The 18704-nt window shown below is 66.7% G+C and carries 18 protein-coding genes and 2 pseudogenes; 16 read left to right on the top strand and 4 right to left on the bottom strand.

The features are described from left to right. The first annotated feature begins 31 nt into the window (after nucleotides 1-31). Together RBB42_RS18975 and RBB42_RS18970 are read left to right on the top strand one after the other, a co-directional pair. Nucleotides 32-1219, top strand: a complete 1188-nt coding sequence (locus RBB42_RS18975; RefSeq protein ID WP_305971235.1) for an AMP-binding protein — start codon at nucleotides 32-34, stop codon at nucleotides 1217-1219. Continuing rightward, on the top strand, nucleotides 1216-2319 hold the full coding sequence (locus RBB42_RS18970; RefSeq protein ID WP_305971234.1) for a thiolase family protein: 1104 nt from the start codon (nucleotides 1216-1218) through the stop codon (nucleotides 2317-2319). The genes RBB42_RS18975 and RBB42_RS18970 overlap by 4 nt, the downstream gene beginning before the upstream one ends. Here RBB42_RS18970 and RBB42_RS18965 read toward each other — a convergent pair. Genes RBB42_RS18965 through RBB42_RS18950 form a run of 4 tightly spaced genes read right to left on the bottom strand, consistent with a single transcriptional unit; the run spans nucleotide 2312 to nucleotide 4909 of the window. Beyond that, a complete protein-coding gene (locus RBB42_RS18965) occupies nucleotides 2312-2992 on the bottom strand; it encodes a nitroreductase (protein ID WP_305971233.1) in 681 nt (226 codons plus the stop codon). The two genes, RBB42_RS18970 and RBB42_RS18965, sit on opposite strands and share 8 nt — an antisense overlap. Beyond that, nucleotides 2989-3531: a biotin transporter BioY gene (locus RBB42_RS18960; RefSeq protein ID WP_305971232.1), complete on the bottom strand. Its 543-nt coding sequence runs from the start codon at nucleotides 3529-3531 to the stop codon at nucleotides 2989-2991. The genes RBB42_RS18965 and RBB42_RS18960 overlap by 4 nt, the downstream gene beginning before the upstream one ends. Nucleotides 3532-3540: 9 nt before the next feature. Next, on the bottom strand, nucleotides 3541-4158 hold the full coding sequence (locus RBB42_RS18955) for an energy-coupling factor transporter transmembrane component T family protein (protein WP_305971231.1): 618 nt from the start codon (nucleotides 4156-4158) through the stop codon (nucleotides 3541-3543). Beyond that, a complete protein-coding gene (locus RBB42_RS18950) occupies nucleotides 4133-4909 on the bottom strand; it encodes an energy-coupling factor ABC transporter ATP-binding protein (RefSeq protein ID WP_305971230.1) in 777 nt (258 codons plus the stop codon). Before RBB42_RS18950 ends, RBB42_RS18955 begins: the two co-directional genes overlap by 26 nt. A 395-nt stretch (nucleotides 4910-5304) precedes the next feature. Here RBB42_RS18950 and istB point away from each other — a divergent pair. The 14 genes and pseudogenes from istB to RBB42_RS18880 all read left to right on the top strand — a co-directional run. Continuing rightward, a pseudogene (gene istB / locus RBB42_RS18945) lies at nucleotides 5305-5859 on the top strand (IS21-like element helper ATPase IstB); the annotation flags it as partial. Nucleotides 5860-5986: 127 nt separating this feature from the next. Further along, entirely contained in the window at nucleotides 5987-6583 is a 597-nt protein-coding gene (locus RBB42_RS18940) for a DnaA N-terminal domain-containing protein (protein ID WP_305971229.1), read from the top strand. 138 nt (nucleotides 6584-6721) lie between these two features. Then, complete coding sequence (locus RBB42_RS18935; RefSeq protein ID WP_305971228.1) at nucleotides 6722-6892, top strand: twin-arginine translocase TatA/TatE family subunit; 171 nt, start codon at nucleotides 6722-6724, stop codon at nucleotides 6890-6892. A gap of 109 nt (nucleotides 6893-7001) precedes the next feature. After that, nucleotides 7002-7360, top strand: a pseudogene (locus tag RBB42_RS18930) (TA system antitoxin ParD family protein). Beyond that, nucleotides 7357-7944 (top strand): ATPase, encoded by a 588-nt coding sequence (locus RBB42_RS18925; protein ID WP_305971226.1) that lies wholly within the window; start codon nucleotides 7357-7359, stop codon nucleotides 7942-7944. Before RBB42_RS18930 ends, RBB42_RS18925 begins: the two are co-directional and overlap by 4 nt. Before the next feature lie 160 nt (nucleotides 7945-8104). Then, the gene (locus RBB42_RS18920) at nucleotides 8105-10285 is read left to right on the top strand and encodes a 4Fe-4S binding protein (protein ID WP_371931751.1); all 2181 of its coding nucleotides are present in this window, start codon (nucleotides 8105-8107) and stop codon (nucleotides 10283-10285) included. Nucleotides 10286-10298: 13 nt separating this feature from the next. After that, a complete protein-coding gene (gene nosZ, locus RBB42_RS18915; protein ID WP_305971225.1) occupies nucleotides 10299-12200 on the top strand; it encodes a TAT-dependent nitrous-oxide reductase in 1902 nt (633 codons plus the stop codon). A gap of 12 nt (nucleotides 12201-12212) precedes the next feature. Continuing rightward, on the top strand, nucleotides 12213-13469 hold the full coding sequence (locus tag RBB42_RS18910; RefSeq protein WP_305971224.1) for a nitrous oxide reductase family maturation protein NosD: 1257 nt from the start codon (nucleotides 12213-12215) through the stop codon (nucleotides 13467-13469). After that, the gene (locus RBB42_RS18905) at nucleotides 13466-14377 is read left to right on the top strand and encodes an ABC transporter ATP-binding protein (protein WP_305971223.1); all 912 of its coding nucleotides are present in this window, start codon (nucleotides 13466-13468) and stop codon (nucleotides 14375-14377) included. The genes RBB42_RS18910 and RBB42_RS18905 overlap by 4 nt, the downstream gene beginning before the upstream one ends. Further along, entirely contained in the window at nucleotides 14374-15201 is an 828-nt protein-coding gene (locus RBB42_RS18900) for an ABC transporter permease (protein ID WP_043146663.1), read from the top strand. The genes RBB42_RS18905 and RBB42_RS18900 overlap by 4 nt, the downstream gene beginning before the upstream one ends. Beyond that, nucleotides 15198-15728, top strand: a complete 531-nt coding sequence (locus tag RBB42_RS18895) for a nitrous oxide reductase accessory protein NosL (RefSeq protein WP_305971222.1) — start codon at nucleotides 15198-15200, stop codon at nucleotides 15726-15728. Before RBB42_RS18900 ends, RBB42_RS18895 begins: the two co-directional genes overlap by 4 nt. After that, entirely contained in the window at nucleotides 15725-16639 is a 915-nt protein-coding gene (locus tag RBB42_RS18890; protein ID WP_305971221.1) for an FAD:protein FMN transferase, read from the top strand. The genes RBB42_RS18895 and RBB42_RS18890 overlap by 4 nt, the downstream gene beginning before the upstream one ends. Before the next feature lie 82 nt (nucleotides 16640-16721). Then, a complete protein-coding gene (nirK, locus tag RBB42_RS18885; protein WP_043146657.1) occupies nucleotides 16722-17843 on the top strand; it encodes a copper-containing nitrite reductase in 1122 nt (373 codons plus the stop codon). Between the two features lie 75 nt (nucleotides 17844-17918). Then, the coding region (locus RBB42_RS18880) for an SUMF1/EgtB/PvdO family nonheme iron enzyme (protein ID WP_306043751.1) at nucleotides 17919-18704 on the top strand (786 nt) is incomplete at its 3' end.

Genomic DNA, 18704 nt, shown 5'->3' with positions numbered 1-18704 from the left:
CCACGGTAGTGCTGCGACCGGGTCCGGAACCATGAGCACTGCGCTGTTTCGCTGGCCAACGGAGGCCCGTTTGTATGTGCATGGGCAGCAGGTTGGAGAGGGCGAGGATTCGGACAGGGCCGGGGCGCAGGATCTTGTTGTCCTGCGCGCAGCCATCCGCAGCGGGCGCGCGTTTTCTGTCGGACCATGCGGGGTCAGTCTCCTTTCCAAAGAACGCACGGGGTATTTCCACAGCCGCTCTGGCGGAACGACCGGAGCGGCGAAGACCATCCGGCGCAGCCATGCCTCCTGGATTGCCAGTTTCGAGGTCAACCGCAACCACCTGAGCCTTGGCAGCGAGGATCGCTACGCCGTCCTGGGCGTCCCGGCCCATTCCCTTGCGCTCTATGCCCTGGTCGAAGGGGCGCATCTTGGCGCCGACCTGCATTCCTTCGCTGGTCAGAGGCCGCGCCAACAGGCGCAGGGCGTGAAGGCGGCACAGGCGACAATCCTCTATGCGACGCCAACCCAGTTGCGCCTTCTGTGCGAAACAGGGGCCGAGTTGCCGTGCCTGCGCCATGTGCTTTGCGGAGGCGGGCGTTTGACACCCGAATTGTGGCTGCGGATCGCCGCATTGTGTCCCAAGGCAGACCTGCGTGAGTTCTATGGTGCCGCCGAGACCAGTTTTGTCGCTTGGGGCGATGGCAGTGGCCCCGAGGGCAGCGTTGGCCGCGCCTACCCGGGTGTCGAGATAAGGATCGACGCCAAGGAGGGGGCCATAGGAGAGATCTGGGTGCGCAGCCCTTACCTTTTTGATGGCTATGCCGAAGGTGACAGCGCAGAAACACGCGAAAGGGATGGTTTCGTCACGGTCGGTGAATTGGGGCAGCTCGACAAGGAGGGCCATCTGACCGTCGCCGGACGCCGCAACCGGATGGTCACCATCGCCGACCAGAACGTCTTTCCCGAGGATATCGAGGCCTTTCTGCTAAGCGATCCGGCGGTGACACATTGCGCCGTTGTTCCCCGGTCTGACCCTCGCCGCGGCACACATCTTGTCGCGGTCATCGACGGGCCGGCGGAGGCAGAGCTTTGCGATGCGCTGCTGGTCCGGTGCCGCAGGGCCTTTGGCCCGCTTGCCGCGCCACGCCGTCTACAGGTTCTGGACGAATTTCCGCTGACCCTTTCCGGCAAGCCCGACCTTGCCGCCATCGCCCGCCTTCTGGGCCCACCGGCATGAGCGGTGTCCGCATCATGTCTGCCCTGCGCGCGCCGGTGGCACCACGTGGCGGGGCCCTGTCACGGCTACAGCTCCACGAGCTTGGCGCGCCGGTGTTGCGCCGGGTGATCGAGGCGGCGGGGCTGGAGGCATGTCAGGTCGATGAAGTGATCCTGGGCAACGCGCTCGGGGCCGGGGGCAACCCAGCCCGCATGGTGGCGCTGGCCGCTGGTCTGCCGGACCAGGTGGCGGGGCTGACGCTGGACCGGCAATGTTGCGGCGGGCTTGACGCGCTGGTGATTGGCGCTGCGCTGATCGCTTCGGGGCAGGCGGAGGTCGTGGCGGCGGGCGGTGTGGAATCCTATTCCAGGCGGCCCCTGCGCCTGCGGACCGACCCCGAAGGCGGCCCGCCAATGGCCTATGACCGTCCTCCCTTCACGCCCTGGCCAGAGCGCGATCCGGAGATGGACGATGCCGCCGAGGCGCTGTCTGCCGAACTGGGTATTTCCCGCGCGGCGCAGGATGCCTGGGCCGTGGACAGTCACGGCAAGGCACAGACGGCGGAGATGGAGGCAGAGATCATACCCCTTGGCGGGTTGCACGCGGATGCCTTCACACGCGACCTGACGCCCCGCTTGGCCGCGCGGGCACCGCGCCTGAGCGGCACGATCACGGCCGCCAATGCCGCCGTGGCGGCGGATGGCGCGGCGTTCTGCCTGCTGGTTTCGGAGAGGGTCGCTGCCGGGTTGCCCGATATCGGGCTTGCCTATCGCGGGGGTGTGACGCTGGGCGGGCGCGTGGAGCGTCCCGGCCTTGCCCCGGTTGCGGCGATCCGCAAGGTTCTGGACCGGGCAGGCATGGACGCCGGGGCGCTCTCGGTTGCCGAGGTGATGGAGGCCTACGCCGTGCAGGCCATCGCCTGCGTCAATGGTGCCGGGCTGGACCCGAGCATCGTGAACCGCGCCGGAGGCGGGCTGGCGCGCGGCCATCCGGTGGGGGCCTCGGGCGCGATCAACGCGGTGCGGCTCTTCCATGAACTCCGGCAGCGGGGCGGCACCGGGCTGGCCACAATTGCGGCAGCGGGCGGGCTGGGCACGGCGGTCCTGATGTCGGTCAGTTGAAACCGCGCAGCGTCGCAAAGACAGACAGCGCTTCACGCTCTGTCCGCACGCCGTTTACCGGCGCCAACGGGTCCGCGCGTCCCAACGCCATGCCGCAAACGACCATCTCGTCCTCGCCCAGGCCAAGCTGGGCATGGGCGATATCTGCATGATTGGCCAAGGCCCCGATGCCGCAAGTGGCATAGCCTAGGTCGGAGGCCGCGATCATCAGCGCCATCATGGCCATGCCAAGGTCCATGAAACAGCCCTTGCCCATGTCCGGACGGATGGTCACGACGATGCCGACAGGGGCGGAAAAGAAACGGTAGTTTTCGTTGAACTGCGCCTTGCGCGCGGCGATGTCCCGCCGTCCTATCCCCAGCGCGGAATAGAGCGCATAACCCGCCGCCCGTTGTTTCGCCTTGAGGTCCGGCGGCATGGGTTGCGGAAAGTAGGAATATTCGGCCACCGGCGGGCGACCGCTTTCCGCGGCCGCCACCAACGCCTGCGAGAGATCCGCAAGCGGTCCGCCGGTCAGCGCATGAAACCGGCCAGGCTGCAGGTTGGCCCCGCTGGGGGCGGTCCGGGCGGCGGTCAGGATGCGCTCGATGTCCTGACGCGGCACCGGGTCGGGCAGGAAGCCCCGGACCGAGCGCCGCGCAGAAAGCAGGTGCTGCCCCCCTGCCGCTGTCATCCTCGAGACTGCACGCTCGACGGGCGCGACTTCGCCAGGCCTGCGGTGATCAATCCCGCCAGCACCGCCTTAATGACGTCGCCGGGAATGAAGGCGGTGACAAGCAGCGCCGCCTCCGGGATCGACTTGTCGAGCATCACTGACATGCCGACCACGCCGAAGGCATAGAGCACGAAGACGCCTCCAACCAGCGAGGCCACCGCGGCGACCGCCGCAAGACTGGCGCGCCAGCGCTCGACGATCAGGCCGGTGACGAAGGCGGCCACGGGAAAGCCGATCAGAAAGCCGACCGAGGGCGTCGCAAAGGCGCCGAGGCCTCCGCGTCCACCGGCCAGCAGCGGCAGGCCAAGCGCCACCAGCGCCAGGAACAGCAGGACCGCCAGCGCGCCGCGGCGGGCCCCCAGCACGGTGCCGCAAAGCATCACGCCCATGCTTTGGGCTGTGATCGGCACGCCGAAGGCCAGCGTGAATTTCGGGACCATGCCCAATGCGGCGATCAGCGCGGCAAAAAGGGCGATCAGGGCAAGATTGCGTTCCATTTGGTTTCCTTAGTCCGTGGGTTGCGTGGTTTCGAGGCCGCCGCGGGCGCGCAGCGCCTCAGCGACATGTTCGGCATCGTCCAGCGCCGTTGCGGCCAGCGGCATGACGATCTGCCATCCGGTGCGCCGGGCCGAGCGGGCGCGCCAGGCTTCGGCCAGCAGCCCCCCCTTGCGCGCGATCGACGGGGTAAAGCGCACGACCAGCGCCACCGAGAGTTCCAGCGCACGGGTCGACAGGCCAAGACGCCGGAACGGGCTCAGCAGCAGGGCCGCGACCGCCACCATGTCGCTGAGCCGCGTCGTCATCGTGACGAAATTCGCCAGCGCCAGCGCCGCCAGCAGGCGCAGGGCCACCGCCAGGCCCGCCGCAACCTGGCCGGTGACGCCATGCCAGACGGCGATGAGCAGCAGAAAAGGCAGGAGGATCTTCAGCGCGCGGGCCGCCGCGCGGGCAAAGGGCAGGCCGCCGGTCAGTGTCAGCCCAGCCACCCCGGCCAGCGCGAGGGCCAGCCATTCGGGGCTTGGCAGTGCGAAGAGGACCATGGTCGCCGCCGACAGGGCGGCCAGCTTGACGCCCGCCGGCACGCGGTGGGCCCAGGTCTCAACCGGAGAGGTCAGAGAGATCATCCTGCTCCCCCCATCTGCGCATCTGGTGTTCGAACCCGGCCAGAACCGTGGCCGCCGGTCCGTCCTGACGGATCCGGCCACGATCCAGCCAGATCACGCGTTCGAAATGCCGCACGCTGGCCGGATCGTGGGTGATCTGAATGACGCTCGCCTCGACCTCATCGACAAAGCGCATGAGTTGCAGACGTGTGGGAATGTCGAGGCCGGAATAGGGTTCGTCCAGCACGATCACCGCCGGTCGCATCGCCAGGACCGCCATCAGGCAGACGAGCTGCTTTTGCCCCTGGGACAGGGCATGGGTTGCCGCACCCGCCCAGTGGGACTTGCCGAACCGTTCGAGGATCTTACGCGTCTCCCGCGTAGCCGCGTCGCGCTTACGCCCCATTTGAACCAGACCAAAGGAGATTTCCTCCTCGACGGTGGGAAAGATGATCTGATGATCGGGGTTCTGGAACAGGATTCCGACCGTGCGCAGCGCCGCCTTACGGTCTTTCGCCATGTCGGTTCCGTCGATCTGCGCCGTCCCGCCATCGGGCGCCTGCAGCCCTGCGATCACCCGTGCCAGCGTGGTCTTGCCAGAGCCGTTGCGCCCGACAATTCCGATGCGGCGCTCTCTGATGTCAATGGAGATGTCGTGCAGGATCGCCGGTCCGCCGAGGCGTACCGAAACGCCCCGAAGAACGAGTGCCGGTGGTTTCCCCGTCCCAGCGGAGCCCGTAGCTATCCGAGGCGCCAATTGAATCGTTTTCACTTCTCTGATTGTCGCGCCAGCCCTCTTACAGGGTTTCCCCACGGCGTCCAACCAGAACCTTGGGGCTGGCAGGTGTTGGCAAAGTGTCCGCCCGGTGACTTGCGCCTTGCCAGTTGGGTTGAAGACTTTGACGGTTCGCGGATTGCCGGTCACGGCGCGAAAGCCAATCGGGACAGGGTGCGACATGGGCGAACCGTTTTCCTCGGGCCGTCTTGGGCATTGCCAGGAAGAACGGGAGATTGCCCGACCGGCGGGCATGCGACTCGCCGGTGCCGTGACAGTTTGGAACGGAGACAGACATGAGCGGTACGATGGCCGAAAACGCTGAATTGTCCATGACGGACCAAGTCTACAGTGACGATCTGCTGGCCGATCGCGAGACCGACCATTGCCGCAAGTTCCCATCGACCAAGAGCCTCGACAGCTTCGACTTCACGGCTATCCCGTCTCTCAACAAGGCGCTGACCATGGAGTTGGCACGCTGCGAGTTCATCGACCGTCGGGAGAATGTCTTCGCTCTGGGCCCGAGCGGCACGGGCAAGACGCACGTCGCCCTCGGTCTTGGTCTGGCCGCCTGCCAGAAGGGCCGGAAGGTCGGCTTCACCATCGCCGCGGCCCTGGTTCACGAACTCATGGAGGCTGTCGATGATCGCAGGCTCCAACGGCTCCTGAAGAGCCTTACCACCCATGACCTATTGATCATCGACGAGCTTGGCTTCGTTCCGCTTTCCAAAACCGGCGCGGAGCTGTTGTTCGAGGTTATCTCACAGCGATATGAGCGAGGCTCGATCATCACCACCTCGAACCTGCCGTTCGACGAACGGACCGAGGTCTTCGGATCGGAACGCCTGTCCGGCGCCATACTCGATCGGCTTTCCCATCACGTCCACATCCTCGAGATGAACGGTGAAAGCTTCAGGCTACGCGAGAGCCGAAAGCGCAATCCCTGAAACCAAACAATCCAGTCCCCCTTGAACTGGCCTTCGGCCTGTGCGCCTTGGCACGCGTCAGAGCCAACCGCTGGGGATTGTCACACCGGTGCATTGGCCAATCTTGCTCCGGGATTGACAGCGGCTCGTGACGCTGGTGACGGCACGATACAACTGGGCGCGTGACGAACTGACCGTTGGCCAGCGCGAGATGGCCCGGCTGTGGTCGGTCGACGAACGCACCGTCAAGCGGGAGATCAAGCGGCTCACCGCGGCCTCGATCCTGCTGCAACTGCAGCTGCGACCCGGCGTCCGGGGCAGGGTGGCCGCCTACCGTCTCAACATCGCCGAGATCCCCCGGCTGGGCGCGCCGGTCTGGGACCGGGTCGGGCCGGATTATTCCGACCGGATGGCACGGCAGACCGCCACGCCGTCCGCTTCTGAAAAGGTGGTGCGTGTGGATTTCAAAGGGAAGGGGGCGCGGACCGAGGCCACGAAACGAGAGACACCGGCGTCGGGCGATCCCTGGGCACGCACGCAGGCGTGGCTGGCCGAGCTGGAACCGTCGCTGCACCGTCGCTGGTTCTCGCCATTGACCCTTGCCTGTTACGAGGGCGGTGTGCTGGCGCTGCGCGCGCCCAGCCGGTTCCTAGCGCAATACGTGCAGACCCATCACCAGCGCCTGCTGAGGGGCGCGGCGCAACTGGAATTCCCTGGGTTGCGAAGGATCGAGATCGGAGTGTGAGACGGCGGGCCGATGCGTCCTCACATTGCGGTTGCGCAACGTCGACTGCACGGAAACCGGCCAGAAAGGGGACGTGCCGCAAGGCATTCATCACATTCCCCGGCGCAAGCCGCACCGGGCGCATTCGGATACGACAACATGCTCAACAACATCGGACTGCCGGGACTGGTTCTGGTCCTGCTCATGGTAATCATCCTGTTTGGCCGCGGCAAAATCTCGTCCGCCATGGGCGAGGTCGGACAGGGGCTGACGGCCATTCGGCGCGGCGTGAAGACGGGGCAGGGCGACGACGAGAACCCGTCCGGCTGACCGGTACGACGGACAATCACGGGCAGCAACCGCGGGTCCGCGCGCCGGCCTCCGGAGATTAACTTTGAGGTGGCATTTTGCCACCTGAGAGGCATGTAAGGAGGCGCCCATGGCACAATCTGTGAAACTTGCCGACGTCATCATGGCCCTGGTTCGCCGCGAGGCGGACCTGCACAGCCGGTCCGTGGCTGGCCAGATCACCCACTGGTTGAAAATCGGCTGGGCGATCGAACACTCGGGACACTTCAATTATGCCCGCATCACCGCGGCCCTGGAAGGCAGGCTGGACACGTCCCAATTGCAGGAGGACGAGGAATCCGCATGGCTCGACGCCTTCACCGAGAAGATGGCGCAGCCGTCCGAGGCTGAAGAGGCCTTCTTCGCCCGGCGCCAGGCTCTTGGCCGGGGGGGGGCGGTCTCGATACCGGTGGCAACCTCGTCTATGCCGGTCAGGACGATCCTGCTTGAGGCCCAGCCTCGTCTTGCTGGCCGGGCCGTACGGCGCCGGTAAATCGACCCTCTACCAGCCCCGCGTCGCGCCTGCCTTCGCCGGTCAATTCATCAATGCCGACATCATCCAACGCGACGAGCTGCGCGATCCGTCGATGGCGGCGTCCTACCAGGCCGCCAGGAGCGCCGACGCGCGCCGGGCCGAGATGATGCAGGCGGGTCGGAGATTCGCCACCGAAACCGTGTTCTCGCATCCCTCCAAGCTGGACATCATCGAAGATGCCCGTGCACATGGCTACATCGTCGTGGTGATGCACGTGGGCGTCGACAGCCACGATCTCTCGGGGAGTCGTGTCAGGGGCCGCACCGAGGAGGGCGGGCACGACGTGCCCGAAGAAAAGATCCGCGCGCAGTACGACCGAGGCTCGCCACTTATCCGCGCGGCGGTGCTGCGGGCCGACAGGGGCATGGTCTTCGACAAATCCCGCCTCAACACGGCGCCAGGGCAGATGCTGGTCTTTGCCAATGGACGCCTCACAAGGGCCGCGCCGATCCTGCCGGAGTGGATCCTCAGGGCCTATGCCGACGATCTGGTGATCTGACCCGCGCGCCGGCGTGCAGGATCGCGCCGTCTGAATTGCCGTCACCATCCCCGGCACAGGCCTTTCCGCCTGTTTGTTGCGCAATCGCAAACTTCGCCTCTCGGCTTCCGGCTAAGCCGTCATTGAACGGATCAATCAGACGAGAGCGGTGGACAAGACGATGCGGGCATTCCTGCTATTGGCACTGATGGCGATCACTGGCCTTGCCGTGCCGGGCCGCGCCGATCCGCTGGTGACAGGCTTTCTCGATGGCGTGGAGGTGGCCGACGTGGTCCCCGGCGCGACGGCATTCGGACCGGCGCGGGACGACGGGCTCGTGCCCGCCCTGAGCGGCGGCGAAACCATCGGCTGGGTCTTTCTGACCTCCGATTTCGTCCCGACCACGGGCTATTCCGGCAAACCCATCCACATCCTCGCCGGCATCTCGCCGGACGCGATGCTGACCGGCGCGAAACTGGTAAAACACTCCGAACCCATCGTGCTGGTGGGCATCCCGGAATCCGAGATCCGTGCGGTGATCGACCATTACACCGGGTTTGACCTGCGCGGCGTGTCCGGCCCGCGGGACGCCGACGACCTGCAGATCGTGTCGGGCGCGACGGTGACGATCATGGTGATCGACGATTCCATCCTGCGCGCCGGGGTCAAGGCGGCGCGGGCGCTGGGGCTGGACGGCTTCGCGGCGCCGGAACAGGCCGGCCCGATGCGGGAAATCGACCGGGACGCGGGCGACGTCGCCGGCTGGGAGACGCTGGCCGGGAACGGTGCGCTGCGGCGGCTCATGCTGGATGTCGAGTCGATCAACGCGGACTTCGCCGCGCTCGGCGATCCGCGCACCGACAAGAACGCCGAGCCGGGGCCGGGAACCGACGCGCATGTGGATGTCTGGACCGCGCTGGTCAGCCATCCGACCATCGGACGGTCGCTGCTGGGCGAGGCGGCCTGGCAGAACCTGTCAGAGCGGTTGCAGCCCGGCGACGAGGCGATCGCCGTGTTCGGGGCAGGGCGCTGGTCCTTCAAGGGTTCGGGCTATGTGCGCGGCGGCATCTTTGACCGGTTCCAGCTGATCCAGGACGAGATGTCCTATCGTTTCCGCGACCGCGATCACAGCCGCATCGTCCGGGTCGCGGCCGAAGGCGCGCCGGACCTCCCAGAGATGGACCTGTTCGTCATCCCGGCCGAGGCGGGTTTCGATCCGGCCGCGCCGTTCCGGCTGCAGTTTCTCGTCAGTCGTGCCGTGGGGCCGATCGACAAGGTCTTTCTGACCTATGACCTGGGCTTCGAACTGCCTGATCTCTACACCCGCACCGTCGCCGCCGCCCCGGCCGCCGAGGCCGCGCCCGAGCCCTCGGACGCCGCCGCGCGCGATGCGCTCTGGCAGCGGATCTGGGACACCAAGCGGACGCAGGTCGTCGTCCTGACCGCCGCACTGGCGCTGTTGTCGGGGATCTTCTTCTTTCAGGGCATAGCGACCAGGAACGCCCGGGCCTTTGCGATCCTCCGCAATGCCTACCTGGTCTTCACGCTGGTCTTCGTCGGCTGGATCGCCAACGCGCAGCTTTCGGTCGTCAACATCCTCGCCGTGGTCAACGCGCTGTTCAGCGATTTCCAGTGGAACACCTTCCTGATGGATCCGCTGATCTTCATCCTGTGGTTCGCCGTGGCCGCCGCGCTGCTGTTCTGGGCGCGGGGTGCCTATTGCGGCTGGCTCTGCCCCTTCGGCGCCCTGCAGGAATTGTCCAACAAGATCGCGCGGCGGCTGGGTGTGCCGCAGGTGACGCTGCCCTGGGGGCTGCATGAGCGGCTCTGGGCGCTGAAATACGTCATTTTCCTCGGGCTCTTCGGCCTGTCGCTCTACTCGCTGGAACTGGCGGAACGCTTTGCCGAGGTCGAACCCTTCAAGACCGCCATCATCCTGAAGTTCGCGCGCCCGCTGCCCTATGTGCTGATCGCGGTGGCCTTCCTGCTGCCGGGGCTGTGCATCGAACGTTTTTATTGCCGCTACGTCTGCCCACTGGGCGGCGGGCTGGCGATCCCGGCGCGGCTGCACATGTTCCGCTGGCTGAAGCGCTACAAGGAATGCGGCAACCCCTGCCAGCTTTGCGCGACGGACTGCCCGGTCAAGGCCATTCATCCGACCGGAGAGATCAATCCGAACGAATGCATCTCCTGCCTGAATTGCCAGGTGCTCTATCAGGATCATGCCCGCTGCCCGGTCGTCATCAAGCGTGACAAGCGGCGGGCTAGCGGCGCGGCCTCCGCGGCCTCGCTTGCCGCCCATGCCCAACGGGCCGACAGGCCGAACCTCGGCCATCCCAACCAGCTTTCCAGCACCAAATGAAGGAGAAAAGACAATGAGCGAAGAAGAAACGACAGGCGTCTCGCGGCGCGGATTGTTCAAGGGGACGGCGGGCGTCGCGGCGCTGGTGACCGTTGCCGGCACCGGGGGGCTCAGCATGCTCGCCTCTGCCCGCAAGGCCCATGCGGCCACGGCGGCGACCGAGGTCGCGCCGGGTCAACTGGACAGCTACTATGGCTTCTGGTCCTCGGGCCAGTCGGGTGAGGTGCGCATCATCGGCGTGCCCTCGATGCGTGAACTTATGCGCATCCCGGTGTTCAACCGCTGCTCGGCCACCGGCTGGGGCTCGACCAACGAAAGCCTCAAGATCCTGACCGAGGGCCTTTTGCCCGAAACCAAGGAGTTCCTCGCCAAGCGTGGGCGCGTCACCTATGACAACGGCGACCTGCACCACCCGCACATGTCCTTTACCGAGGGCACCTATGACGGGCGTTACATTTTCGCCAATGACAAGGCCAACACCCGTGTCGCGCGCATCCGCTGCGACATCATGAAGACCGACAAGATCATCGAGATCCCCAATACTTCGGACATCCACGGGTTGCGGCCGCAGAAATACCCGCGCACGGGCTATGTCTTTGCCAATGGCGAACACCGTATCCCGCTGCCGAACGACGGTATCGTTCTGGATGAGCCAGAGAAATACGTCTCGATCTTTACCGCCATCGACGGTGACACGATGGAAATCGCTTGGCAGGTGATCGTCAACGGCAACCTTGACAACTGCGACGCCGATTATGACGGGCTCTTTGCCTTCTCGACCTGCTACAACTCGGAAAACGGGGTCACTCTGGCGGATATGACCGCCAATGAGCAAGACTGGGTCGTTGTATTTGACATCAAGGCGATTGAGGCGGGCATCGCGGCGGGAGACTTCAAGGAGTACAACGGCGTCAAGGTCCTGGACGGGCGCAAGGCGGGCAAATACACGCAGTATATCCCGGTCTCGAACTCTCCCCACGGCTGCAACATGGCGCCGGACAAGCGGCATCTGTGCATCAACGGCAAACTGTCGCCAACCGTGACCGTCATCGACGTGACGAAGCTGCCCGAGGTGTTCGGCGGGGCCGAGCCGCGTTCCGCCGTAGTGGCCGAACCCCAACTTGGTCTGGGCCCGCTTCACACCGCTTTCGATGGCAAGGGCAACGCCTTTACCACTCTGTTCCTCGACAGCCAGATGGTGAAATGGAACATTGGCGACGCGATCCGCGCCTATAGTGGCGAGGATGCGGACCCGATCATTGAAAAGATCGATGTCCATTACCAGCCCGGCCACAACCACACCACGATGGGCGAAACGCTGGAGGCCGATGGCCAGTTCCTGATCTCGCTCAACAAGTTCTCGAAGGACAGGTTCCTGAACGTCGGGCCCCTGAAGCCAGAGAACGACCAGGTGATCGACATTTCGGGCGACAAGATGGCGCTGGTGCACGACGGACCTACCTTTGCCGAGCCGCATGACTGTATCCTTGTGCGGGCAGACAAGGTGAACCCGGCGTCGATCTACGATCGCGGCGACACTCTGTGGGAAGAGGCGCGCCTTCAGGCCGAAAAAGACGGGGTCGACCTTGATTGGGGGGCCGACGTGATCCGGGACGGCAACAAGGTCCGGGTCTACATGCACTCGGTCGCGCCGGCCTTCAGTCTCGAGGCTTTTGAGGTCACGCAGGGTGACGAGGTGACGGTCTACATAACCAATATGGACGATGTGGACGACCTGACCCACGGCTTTACCCTAGGCAACCACGGCATCGCCTTCGAGGTCGGTCCGCAGGCCACCGCCTCCGTCACCTTCACCGCCGACCGGCCGGGGGTGCACTGGTACTACTGCCAGTGGTTCTGCCACGCGCTCCACATGGAGATGCGCGGCCGGATGCTGGTCAAGCCGGTCGCTTAAGGGGCAGATCCGATGCTGCGCATCCTGATCCTGACGTTATCCTTGGCCCTTACCCCGCTTGCCTGCCTCGCGGAGCGAGTCGAGGTGCGGCCGGGTCAGGGTGCGCTGGCACGGGCCGTTGCAGAGGCCCGGCCCGGCGACGAACTGGTGCTCGCAGACGGCACCTATGCCGGGCCGGTCGAGATAACAAAGCCGCTCACACTAACGGGGCGCCTTGCCCGGATCGACGGTCCGGGCAAGGGTTCTGTCGTCACCGTCACGGCGCCGGATGTCACGATTTCCGGTGTGACCATCGCGGGGGCCGGGGCGTCGCTTGCCGATCTCGACAGCGGCATCCGCCTGCTGAAGGGCGCCGACCGCGCGGTGATCGAGGGCGTGACGCTCGACGGCAACCTGATCGGCATCGACGTGCACGGCGCCAGGGACGTCACCATTCGCGGCAACCGGATCGAGGGCCGCAACGACCTGCGCGTCGCCGAACGCGGCCCCGGCATCTACGTCTGGAACGCCCCCGACCTGACGGTCGAGGACAACACCATTGCCAAGGGACGCGACGGGGTGTTCATCACCACCTCGAACGACGCGGTCTATCGGCGCAACACTTTCACCGACCTGCGCTTTGCCTTTCATTCCATGTACGCCAACCGCATCGAGGTCACGGACAATATCAGCCGCGGCAACGACATGGGCTTTGCCTTCATGTATTCCACGCGGCTGCTGGTGGCGCGGAACCTGTCTGAGGGCGATGCCAATCACGGCTACTTCATGAACTTCGCCAACAAGGCCGAGTTGCGCCGCAACGAGGTGCGCGACGGCGGCGAGAAGTGCCTCTTCGTCTACAATTCCAACCACAACCGCTTCGAGGCGAACCGGTTCGAAGGCTGCAGCATCGGCGTGCATTTCACCGCCGGAAGTCAGGGCAACGCCCTTGTGGGGAATGCTTTCGTCGGGAACCGGTCGCAGGTGAAATATGTCGGCACCCGCTGGCTGGAGTGGTCCGAGGCGGGACGGGGCAACTACTGGTCCGATCATGCCTCCTTCGACGTGAACGGCGACGGGCTGGCCGACAGCCCCTACCGGCCCAACGACAGCATCGACCGGCTGGTCTGGTCGCAGCCTGCGGCGCGGCTGCTGATGGGGGCGCCGGCCATGCAGCTTGTCCGCTGGTCGCAGTCGAAGTTTCCGGGCCTGCTGCCCGGCGGCGTGATCGACAGCCATCCGCTGGCCTCGCCCGGAGACGCGGGCGTGCCGCAGGGAGATCCCTCATGACTGATCCCATTCTCGATATCCGAAACCTCTGCCTGTCCTTCGGGCGGCTCAGGGCACTGGAGGACGTTTCCCTGTCCGTCCGGCCGGGCGAGCGGCTGGCGCTTCTGGGCCATAACGGTGCCGGCAAGTCGACGCTGTTCAAGGCGGTGCTGGGCTTCCTGCAACCGTCCGCGGGGCGGATAGCCGTGACAGGCCACGCACCCGGAACCGACGCGGCCCGCATCGCCGTCAACTACCTGCCCGAGGTCGTCTCGTTCCCGCGCAACTTGACGGGGCGCGAGGTGCTGGTCTTTTTCTCGGGGCTGCGCGGTGCACCGCGGGCGGCGGTGGCCGACCTGCTGGCGCGTGTCGGTCTGACGGAGGCGTCCGACCGGACCGTCGGGACCTATTCCAAGGGGATGCGCCAGCGCCTCGGGCTGGCACAGGCGCTGATCGGCGCGCCGCGGCTCCTGCTGTTGGACGAGCCGACAAGCGGGCTCGACCCCGTGTCGCGCCAGGAGTTCTACGAGATCATCGCCGATGCCGCCGCACGCGGCTCTGCCGTCCTGCTGTCCTCGCACAGCCTGGAAGAGGTGCAGGACCGGACCGATCGCGTCGCCATCCTCGCACAGGGGAAACTGCGAGCGGACGGCACCCTGGCCGAGCTGGCGGCGGGCGCGGCGCTGCCCACACGGATCCGCGTGACGGCGAAGCCCGGCGCGGCGGACGAGTTGCACGCAGCATTCGGGGGGCGCCGCGTCAACGGCTGCCGGCTGGAGCTCGAATGCCCGCAGGACGCCAAGCTGGCGATGCTGGCGCAGCTCGGGCGCCACGAACATGCGCTGAGCGACATCGACCTCGCCGCGCCGGGACTGAACGACATCTACCGGCACTATTCGGGGCGTAACGAGACGGAGGACCGCACATGACCACCCGGATCGGTACCATCTTCGAGCAGGAATTCCGGCAGGCCCGGCGCAACCTCTGGGTCGTGCTGGCGACCGGCGTCCTAGGGCTCTTCGCCGTGGCGCTCGCGCTCTTCGGCGCGGGGCAGGGGGCGGCGCTCAAGGCCGACGTGCTAACGCTGACCGCCGCCAGCCTGGCGACGCTGTCGGTCTACCTGATCCCGCTGATCGCCCTGCTGATGTCCTACGACTCGCTGGCCGGCGAAATCGAGCGCGGCACCCTTGCGCTGACCTTCGCCACGCCCGTCCGCCGATGGGAGGTGTTTGTCGGCAAGTTCCTGGCGCAGGCCGCGGCCGTCGGGCTGGCCATCGCGCTGGCCTTTGGCGGTGCCGGGCTGCTGGCGGCGGTGTGGCTGGGTACCGGGGCCGAGGGCATCGCGGCATGGCTGCGCCTCATGGTCACCGCCGCAGTGCTGGGGGCGGTCTTTGTCGGCGTCGGGCTGATGCTGTCGGCGCTGGCCGGGCGGACGGCCCGGGCGGCGGCCGCGGCGGTGGGCACCTGGCTGCTGCTGGTCGTGCTCTACGACGTGGCGCTGCTGGGCGCGCTCATGGCCTCGGGCGAGGGCACCTTTGCCTCGCACGTCTTTCCGTGGCTCGTGATCGCCAATCCCGCCGACGCCTTCCGGCTCTATAACCTCGCCCTGATCGAGACCGCGCCCATCGCGGGCATCGACGGGCTGGCGCGGACGCTGCCGTTTCCGCCCGTCGCCGCGCTGGCCGGTCTCGGCCTCTGGCTGGGCGCCTGCCTGATGCTGGGCGTCATCCGCACGAAAAGGATCGTTCCATGAAACCGCTTGTCCTCGTCCTGCTCGCCTCTGTCGCCCTCGCGGGGTGCAAGGAAGAAACCGCCGCCGTGCTGCCCGTCGCCATGACCGACGAAGCGCTTGGCCATTACTGCCAGATGTTCGTGGCCGATCACCCGGGACCCAAGGCGCAGATCCACCTCAAGGGGCAGGCGGCGCCTCTGTGGTTTGCCCAGGTCTCGGACGCGGTCGCCTACCTATACGACCCCGAGCGGGACGCCGAGATCGCGGGCATCTTCGTCTCGGACATGGCCCGCGCCGAAAGCTGGGCGATCCCGGGCATCGCGAACTGGCTGGCGGCGGATGCGGCCAGCCTGGTGATCGAAAGCGACCGGCCGGGCGGCATGGGCGTGCCCGAGGCCATCCCCTTCGGCGACCGGGCGGCCGCGCTGGCCTTCGTGGCCGAACACGGCGGGCGGGTCGTGACATGGGGCGAGGTGCCCGAGAGTTATGTCCGGCCGGACATGCCAGAAATGGTCGGTCACGTCATGAACACGGAGGCGGCAGAATGAGCGGGATCACGCGACGGCGCCTTCTTGCGATCACGGCGGCGGCCTGTGCCGCCTCGCGGTTGTCGGCGGCCGCGCCGGTCGCCACCTGGCGCGGGCACGCGCTGGGGGCTCATACCGAGGTCGCGCTGCCGGGTGTCACGCAGGAGGAGGCGGCCCCCGTCTTTGCCGCCATCGCCGCCGAGCTGGAGCGGATCGAGCGCCTGTTCTCGCTCTACCGCCCCGACAGCGCCCTGTCGCGGCTGAACCGGGACGGCGTCCTGCCGGATCCGGACCCGGATGTCCTGCACCTTCTGTCGGTCGCCCGCGCGATACACGCGGTGACCGAGGGCGCCTTTGATCCCACCGTGCAGCCGCTTTTTGCGCTCCATGCAGAGGCGGCGACAGGCAGGCGCCCCGACCCCGACCGCTTGCAGGAGGCGCGGGGCTGGATCGGGTTCGACAGGGTGTCGGTCGCGGCCGACGCGGTGCGTTTCGGGCGGGACGGCATGGCCATGACGCTCAATGGCATCGCGCAGGGCTTTGCCACCGACCGTTTGGCCCAGCTGCTGACCCGCGCGGGCCTGCACAACGTCATGGTGAATGCCGGGGAAATCCGCGTGCTGAGCGACGGCGCCGGCCACGGCTGGCCTGTACGGCTGCCGGGTGGCCGGGTGCTGCGCCTGACGAACAGGGCGGTCGCCACCTCGGAACTGGGCGCCACGCTGGTCGGTCCGGGCGCGGGCATCGGCCATATCTTCGATCCCGCGGGGAGGGCAGGAGCCCTGCGCAGCACGCCGGTGACCGCCCTGCACGACAGCGCCGCGATGGCGGATGCCGCCTCGACCGCGGCGGTGGTGCTGGCGGACAATCAGCTACCACTGCTGCGCAAGATCGGCGTGGAAATCGTGGCCGGACCGCCGGAACGGGCCTGAAACTTGCGTTTCCACAACGTTTGGATCTCACGGGTTCGTTATTCTTTTCTCAACAGCATTCATACCGGAAAGGAGATTGAAAATGCTGACGAGAAGGGCCGCATTGATGGGGGTCGCCGGAGCGGCGAGCTTGCCCATCCTCGCCAGGGCCACCCATGCCGAAGAGGCATTCACGCCCGTTGCCGCACCGGCGGATCTCTCGACGCTGAAGCGTATTCGCCGCGAGCTGGTGGCGCCGCCCTACGTGCACGATCACGAACAGGTGGTCACCGGCGCGCCCCGGATTGTCGAGTTCGAGATGACCATCGTCGAAAAGGAAATCCAGGTCGACGACGGCGCATACCTCCAGGGCATGACCTTCAACGGGTCGATCCCCGGGCCGATGATGGTCGTCCACGAAGGCGACTACGTGGAACTGACGCTGATCAACCCGGCGGACAACATGCTGCAGCACAACATCGACTTCCACGCCGCCACGGGCGCGTTGGGGGGTGGTGCGCTGACGCTGGTGAACCCTGGCGAAAAGACGATCCTGCGCTTCAAGGCCACCCGGCCGGGCACCTTCGTCTATCACTGCGCCCCGGGCGGCCCGATGATCCCCTGGCACGTCGCCGCGGGAATGGTGGGCACCATCATGATCCTGCCGCGCGACGGGCTGAAGGACCACGAGGGCAGGCCCGTCCGCTATGACCGCGTCTACTACATCGGCGAAAACGAGTTCTACATCCCGAAGGATGCGGACGGCAACTACAAGCGTTACGCGGACGTGGCCGAAAGCTATCCCGACTCGCTGGAGGTGATGAACGGGCTGATCCCCAGTCACGTCGTCTTCAACGGCGCGGTGGGGGCCCTGACCGGCGACAACGCGATGAAGGCCGCGGTGGGGGAAAAGGTCCTGTTCGTCCACAGCCAGGGCAACCGGGATACGCGTCCGCACCTGATCGGCGGCCACGGCGACCTGGTCTGGGAAGGCGGCAAGTTCAACAACCCGCCGGACCGCGACATGGAAACCTGGTTCATCCGCGGCGGTTCGGCCGGAGCGGCGCTCTACGAGTTCCTGCAGCCGGGCGTCTACGCCTACGTGAACCACAACCTGATCGAGGCGGTGAACCTGGGCGCGACCGCACACGTGATGGTCGAGGGCGACTGGAACAACGACCTGATGGAACAGGTCCTCGCGCCAAGTGCCATCGCCGCTTTCTGAGGCAGCTCCGACACCGCCGGGGCAGGGGGCGGCCGCGACCTGCGGCCGCCCTCGCCCGTTCTGGAGGGATCCGACATGAAGACCGTACTCGCTCTGCCCGTCATCGCCGCCGCCGCGTCCCTTGGCGTGCTGGTCGACCCGCCCGCCGCGCCGCCGTTTCCGCAACCCGACCTGGTGACGGTGGACAGCGGCGAGATCCTCTACCGGCCGCTGGGGAGCTTCACGCAGGCGGGCAAGACCCGCACGCCGAGGCGACTGCCCGTCGCGGTGCCGGGCTTTGCGATCATGAAGTTCCAGGTCACGGGCGCGCAGTACCGGGCCTGCGTGGCCGACGGGGCCTGTGCGCCCGCACGGCCGGTCGCGGACGCGATGCCGCAGACCGGGGTCAGCTGGAGCGACGCCAGCGCCTTTGCCGACTGGTACTCGGACCGCACCGGCCAGGCCTGGCGCCTGCCGTCCGATCGCGAATGGCAGCTCGCGGCGGCGGAACGCTACGGCGACGGGGGCGCGGACTACGAGGCCACCGATCCGGGCCAGCAGATGCTGGCCGCCTACAGCAAGGGCATCGCCCTGCGGCGCGAGGCGGACCCGGCCCTGCACGGGGCAGGGGCCTTCGGCCTGAACTCCAAGGGGCTGGCCGACGTGTCCGGCAATGTCTGGGAATGGACCGACGGCTGCATGCAGAGCGGCCGCCTTTCGCCGGACGGGACCGTCGCCGAGACCGAGCCCTACTGCGGCGTGCGCATCGCCGGCGGCGTGCACCGCGCGGCGGTCATCGACTTTGTCCGGGATGCCAGTGTCGGCGGCTGTGCCGTGGGCCTGCCGCCGGATCACCTCGGCTTTCGTCTGGTGCGGGGCGGG

This window comes from Mameliella sp. MMSF_3455 (genome assembly GCF_030733205.1).
In the GTDB taxonomy this organism is placed as follows: domain Bacteria; phylum Pseudomonadota; class Alphaproteobacteria; order Rhodobacterales; family Rhodobacteraceae; genus Antarctobacter.
This window is presented reverse-complemented; position numbering and strand designations above follow the sequence as displayed.

Excerpts from the sequence above, each read along its gene's own strand:
- RBB42_RS18975 (WP_305971235.1), top strand. The coding sequence starts at position 32 with ATGAGCACTGCGCTGTTTCGCTGGCCAACGGAGGCCCGTTTGTATGTG.
- RBB42_RS18970 (WP_305971234.1), top strand. The coding sequence starts at position 1,216 with ATGAGCGGTGTCCGCATCATGTCTGCCCTGCGCGCGCCGGTGGCACCA.
- RBB42_RS18965 (WP_305971233.1), bottom strand. The coding sequence starts at position 2,992 with ATGACAGCGGCAGGGGGGCAGCACCTGCTTTCTGCGCGGCGCTCGGTC.
- RBB42_RS18960 (WP_305971232.1), bottom strand. The coding sequence starts at position 3,531 with ATGGAACGCAATCTTGCCCTGATCGCCCTTTTTGCCGCGCTGATCGCC.
- RBB42_RS18955 (WP_305971231.1), bottom strand. The coding sequence starts at position 4,158 with ATGATCTCTCTGACCTCTCCGGTTGAGACCTGGGCCCACCGCGTGCCG.
- RBB42_RS18935 (WP_305971228.1), top strand. The coding sequence starts at position 6,722 with ATGCTCAACAACATCGGACTGCCGGGACTGGTTCTGGTCCTGCTCATG.
- RBB42_RS18920 (WP_371931751.1), top strand. The coding sequence starts at position 8,105 with ATGCGGGCATTCCTGCTATTGGCACTGATGGCGATCACTGGCCTTGCC.
- nosZ (WP_305971225.1), top strand. The coding sequence starts at position 10,299 with ATGAGCGAAGAAGAAACGACAGGCGTCTCGCGGCGCGGATTGTTCAAG.
- RBB42_RS18910 (WP_305971224.1), top strand. The coding sequence starts at position 12,213 with ATGCTGCGCATCCTGATCCTGACGTTATCCTTGGCCCTTACCCCGCTT.
- RBB42_RS18905 (WP_305971223.1), top strand. The coding sequence starts at position 13,466 with ATGACTGATCCCATTCTCGATATCCGAAACCTCTGCCTGTCCTTCGGG.
- RBB42_RS18900 (WP_043146663.1), top strand. The coding sequence starts at position 14,374 with ATGACCACCCGGATCGGTACCATCTTCGAGCAGGAATTCCGGCAGGCC.
- RBB42_RS18895 (WP_305971222.1), top strand. The coding sequence starts at position 15,198 with ATGAAACCGCTTGTCCTCGTCCTGCTCGCCTCTGTCGCCCTCGCGGGG.
- RBB42_RS18890 (WP_305971221.1), top strand. The coding sequence starts at position 15,725 with ATGAGCGGGATCACGCGACGGCGCCTTCTTGCGATCACGGCGGCGGCC.
- nirK (WP_043146657.1), top strand. The coding sequence starts at position 16,722 with ATGCTGACGAGAAGGGCCGCATTGATGGGGGTCGCCGGAGCGGCGAGC.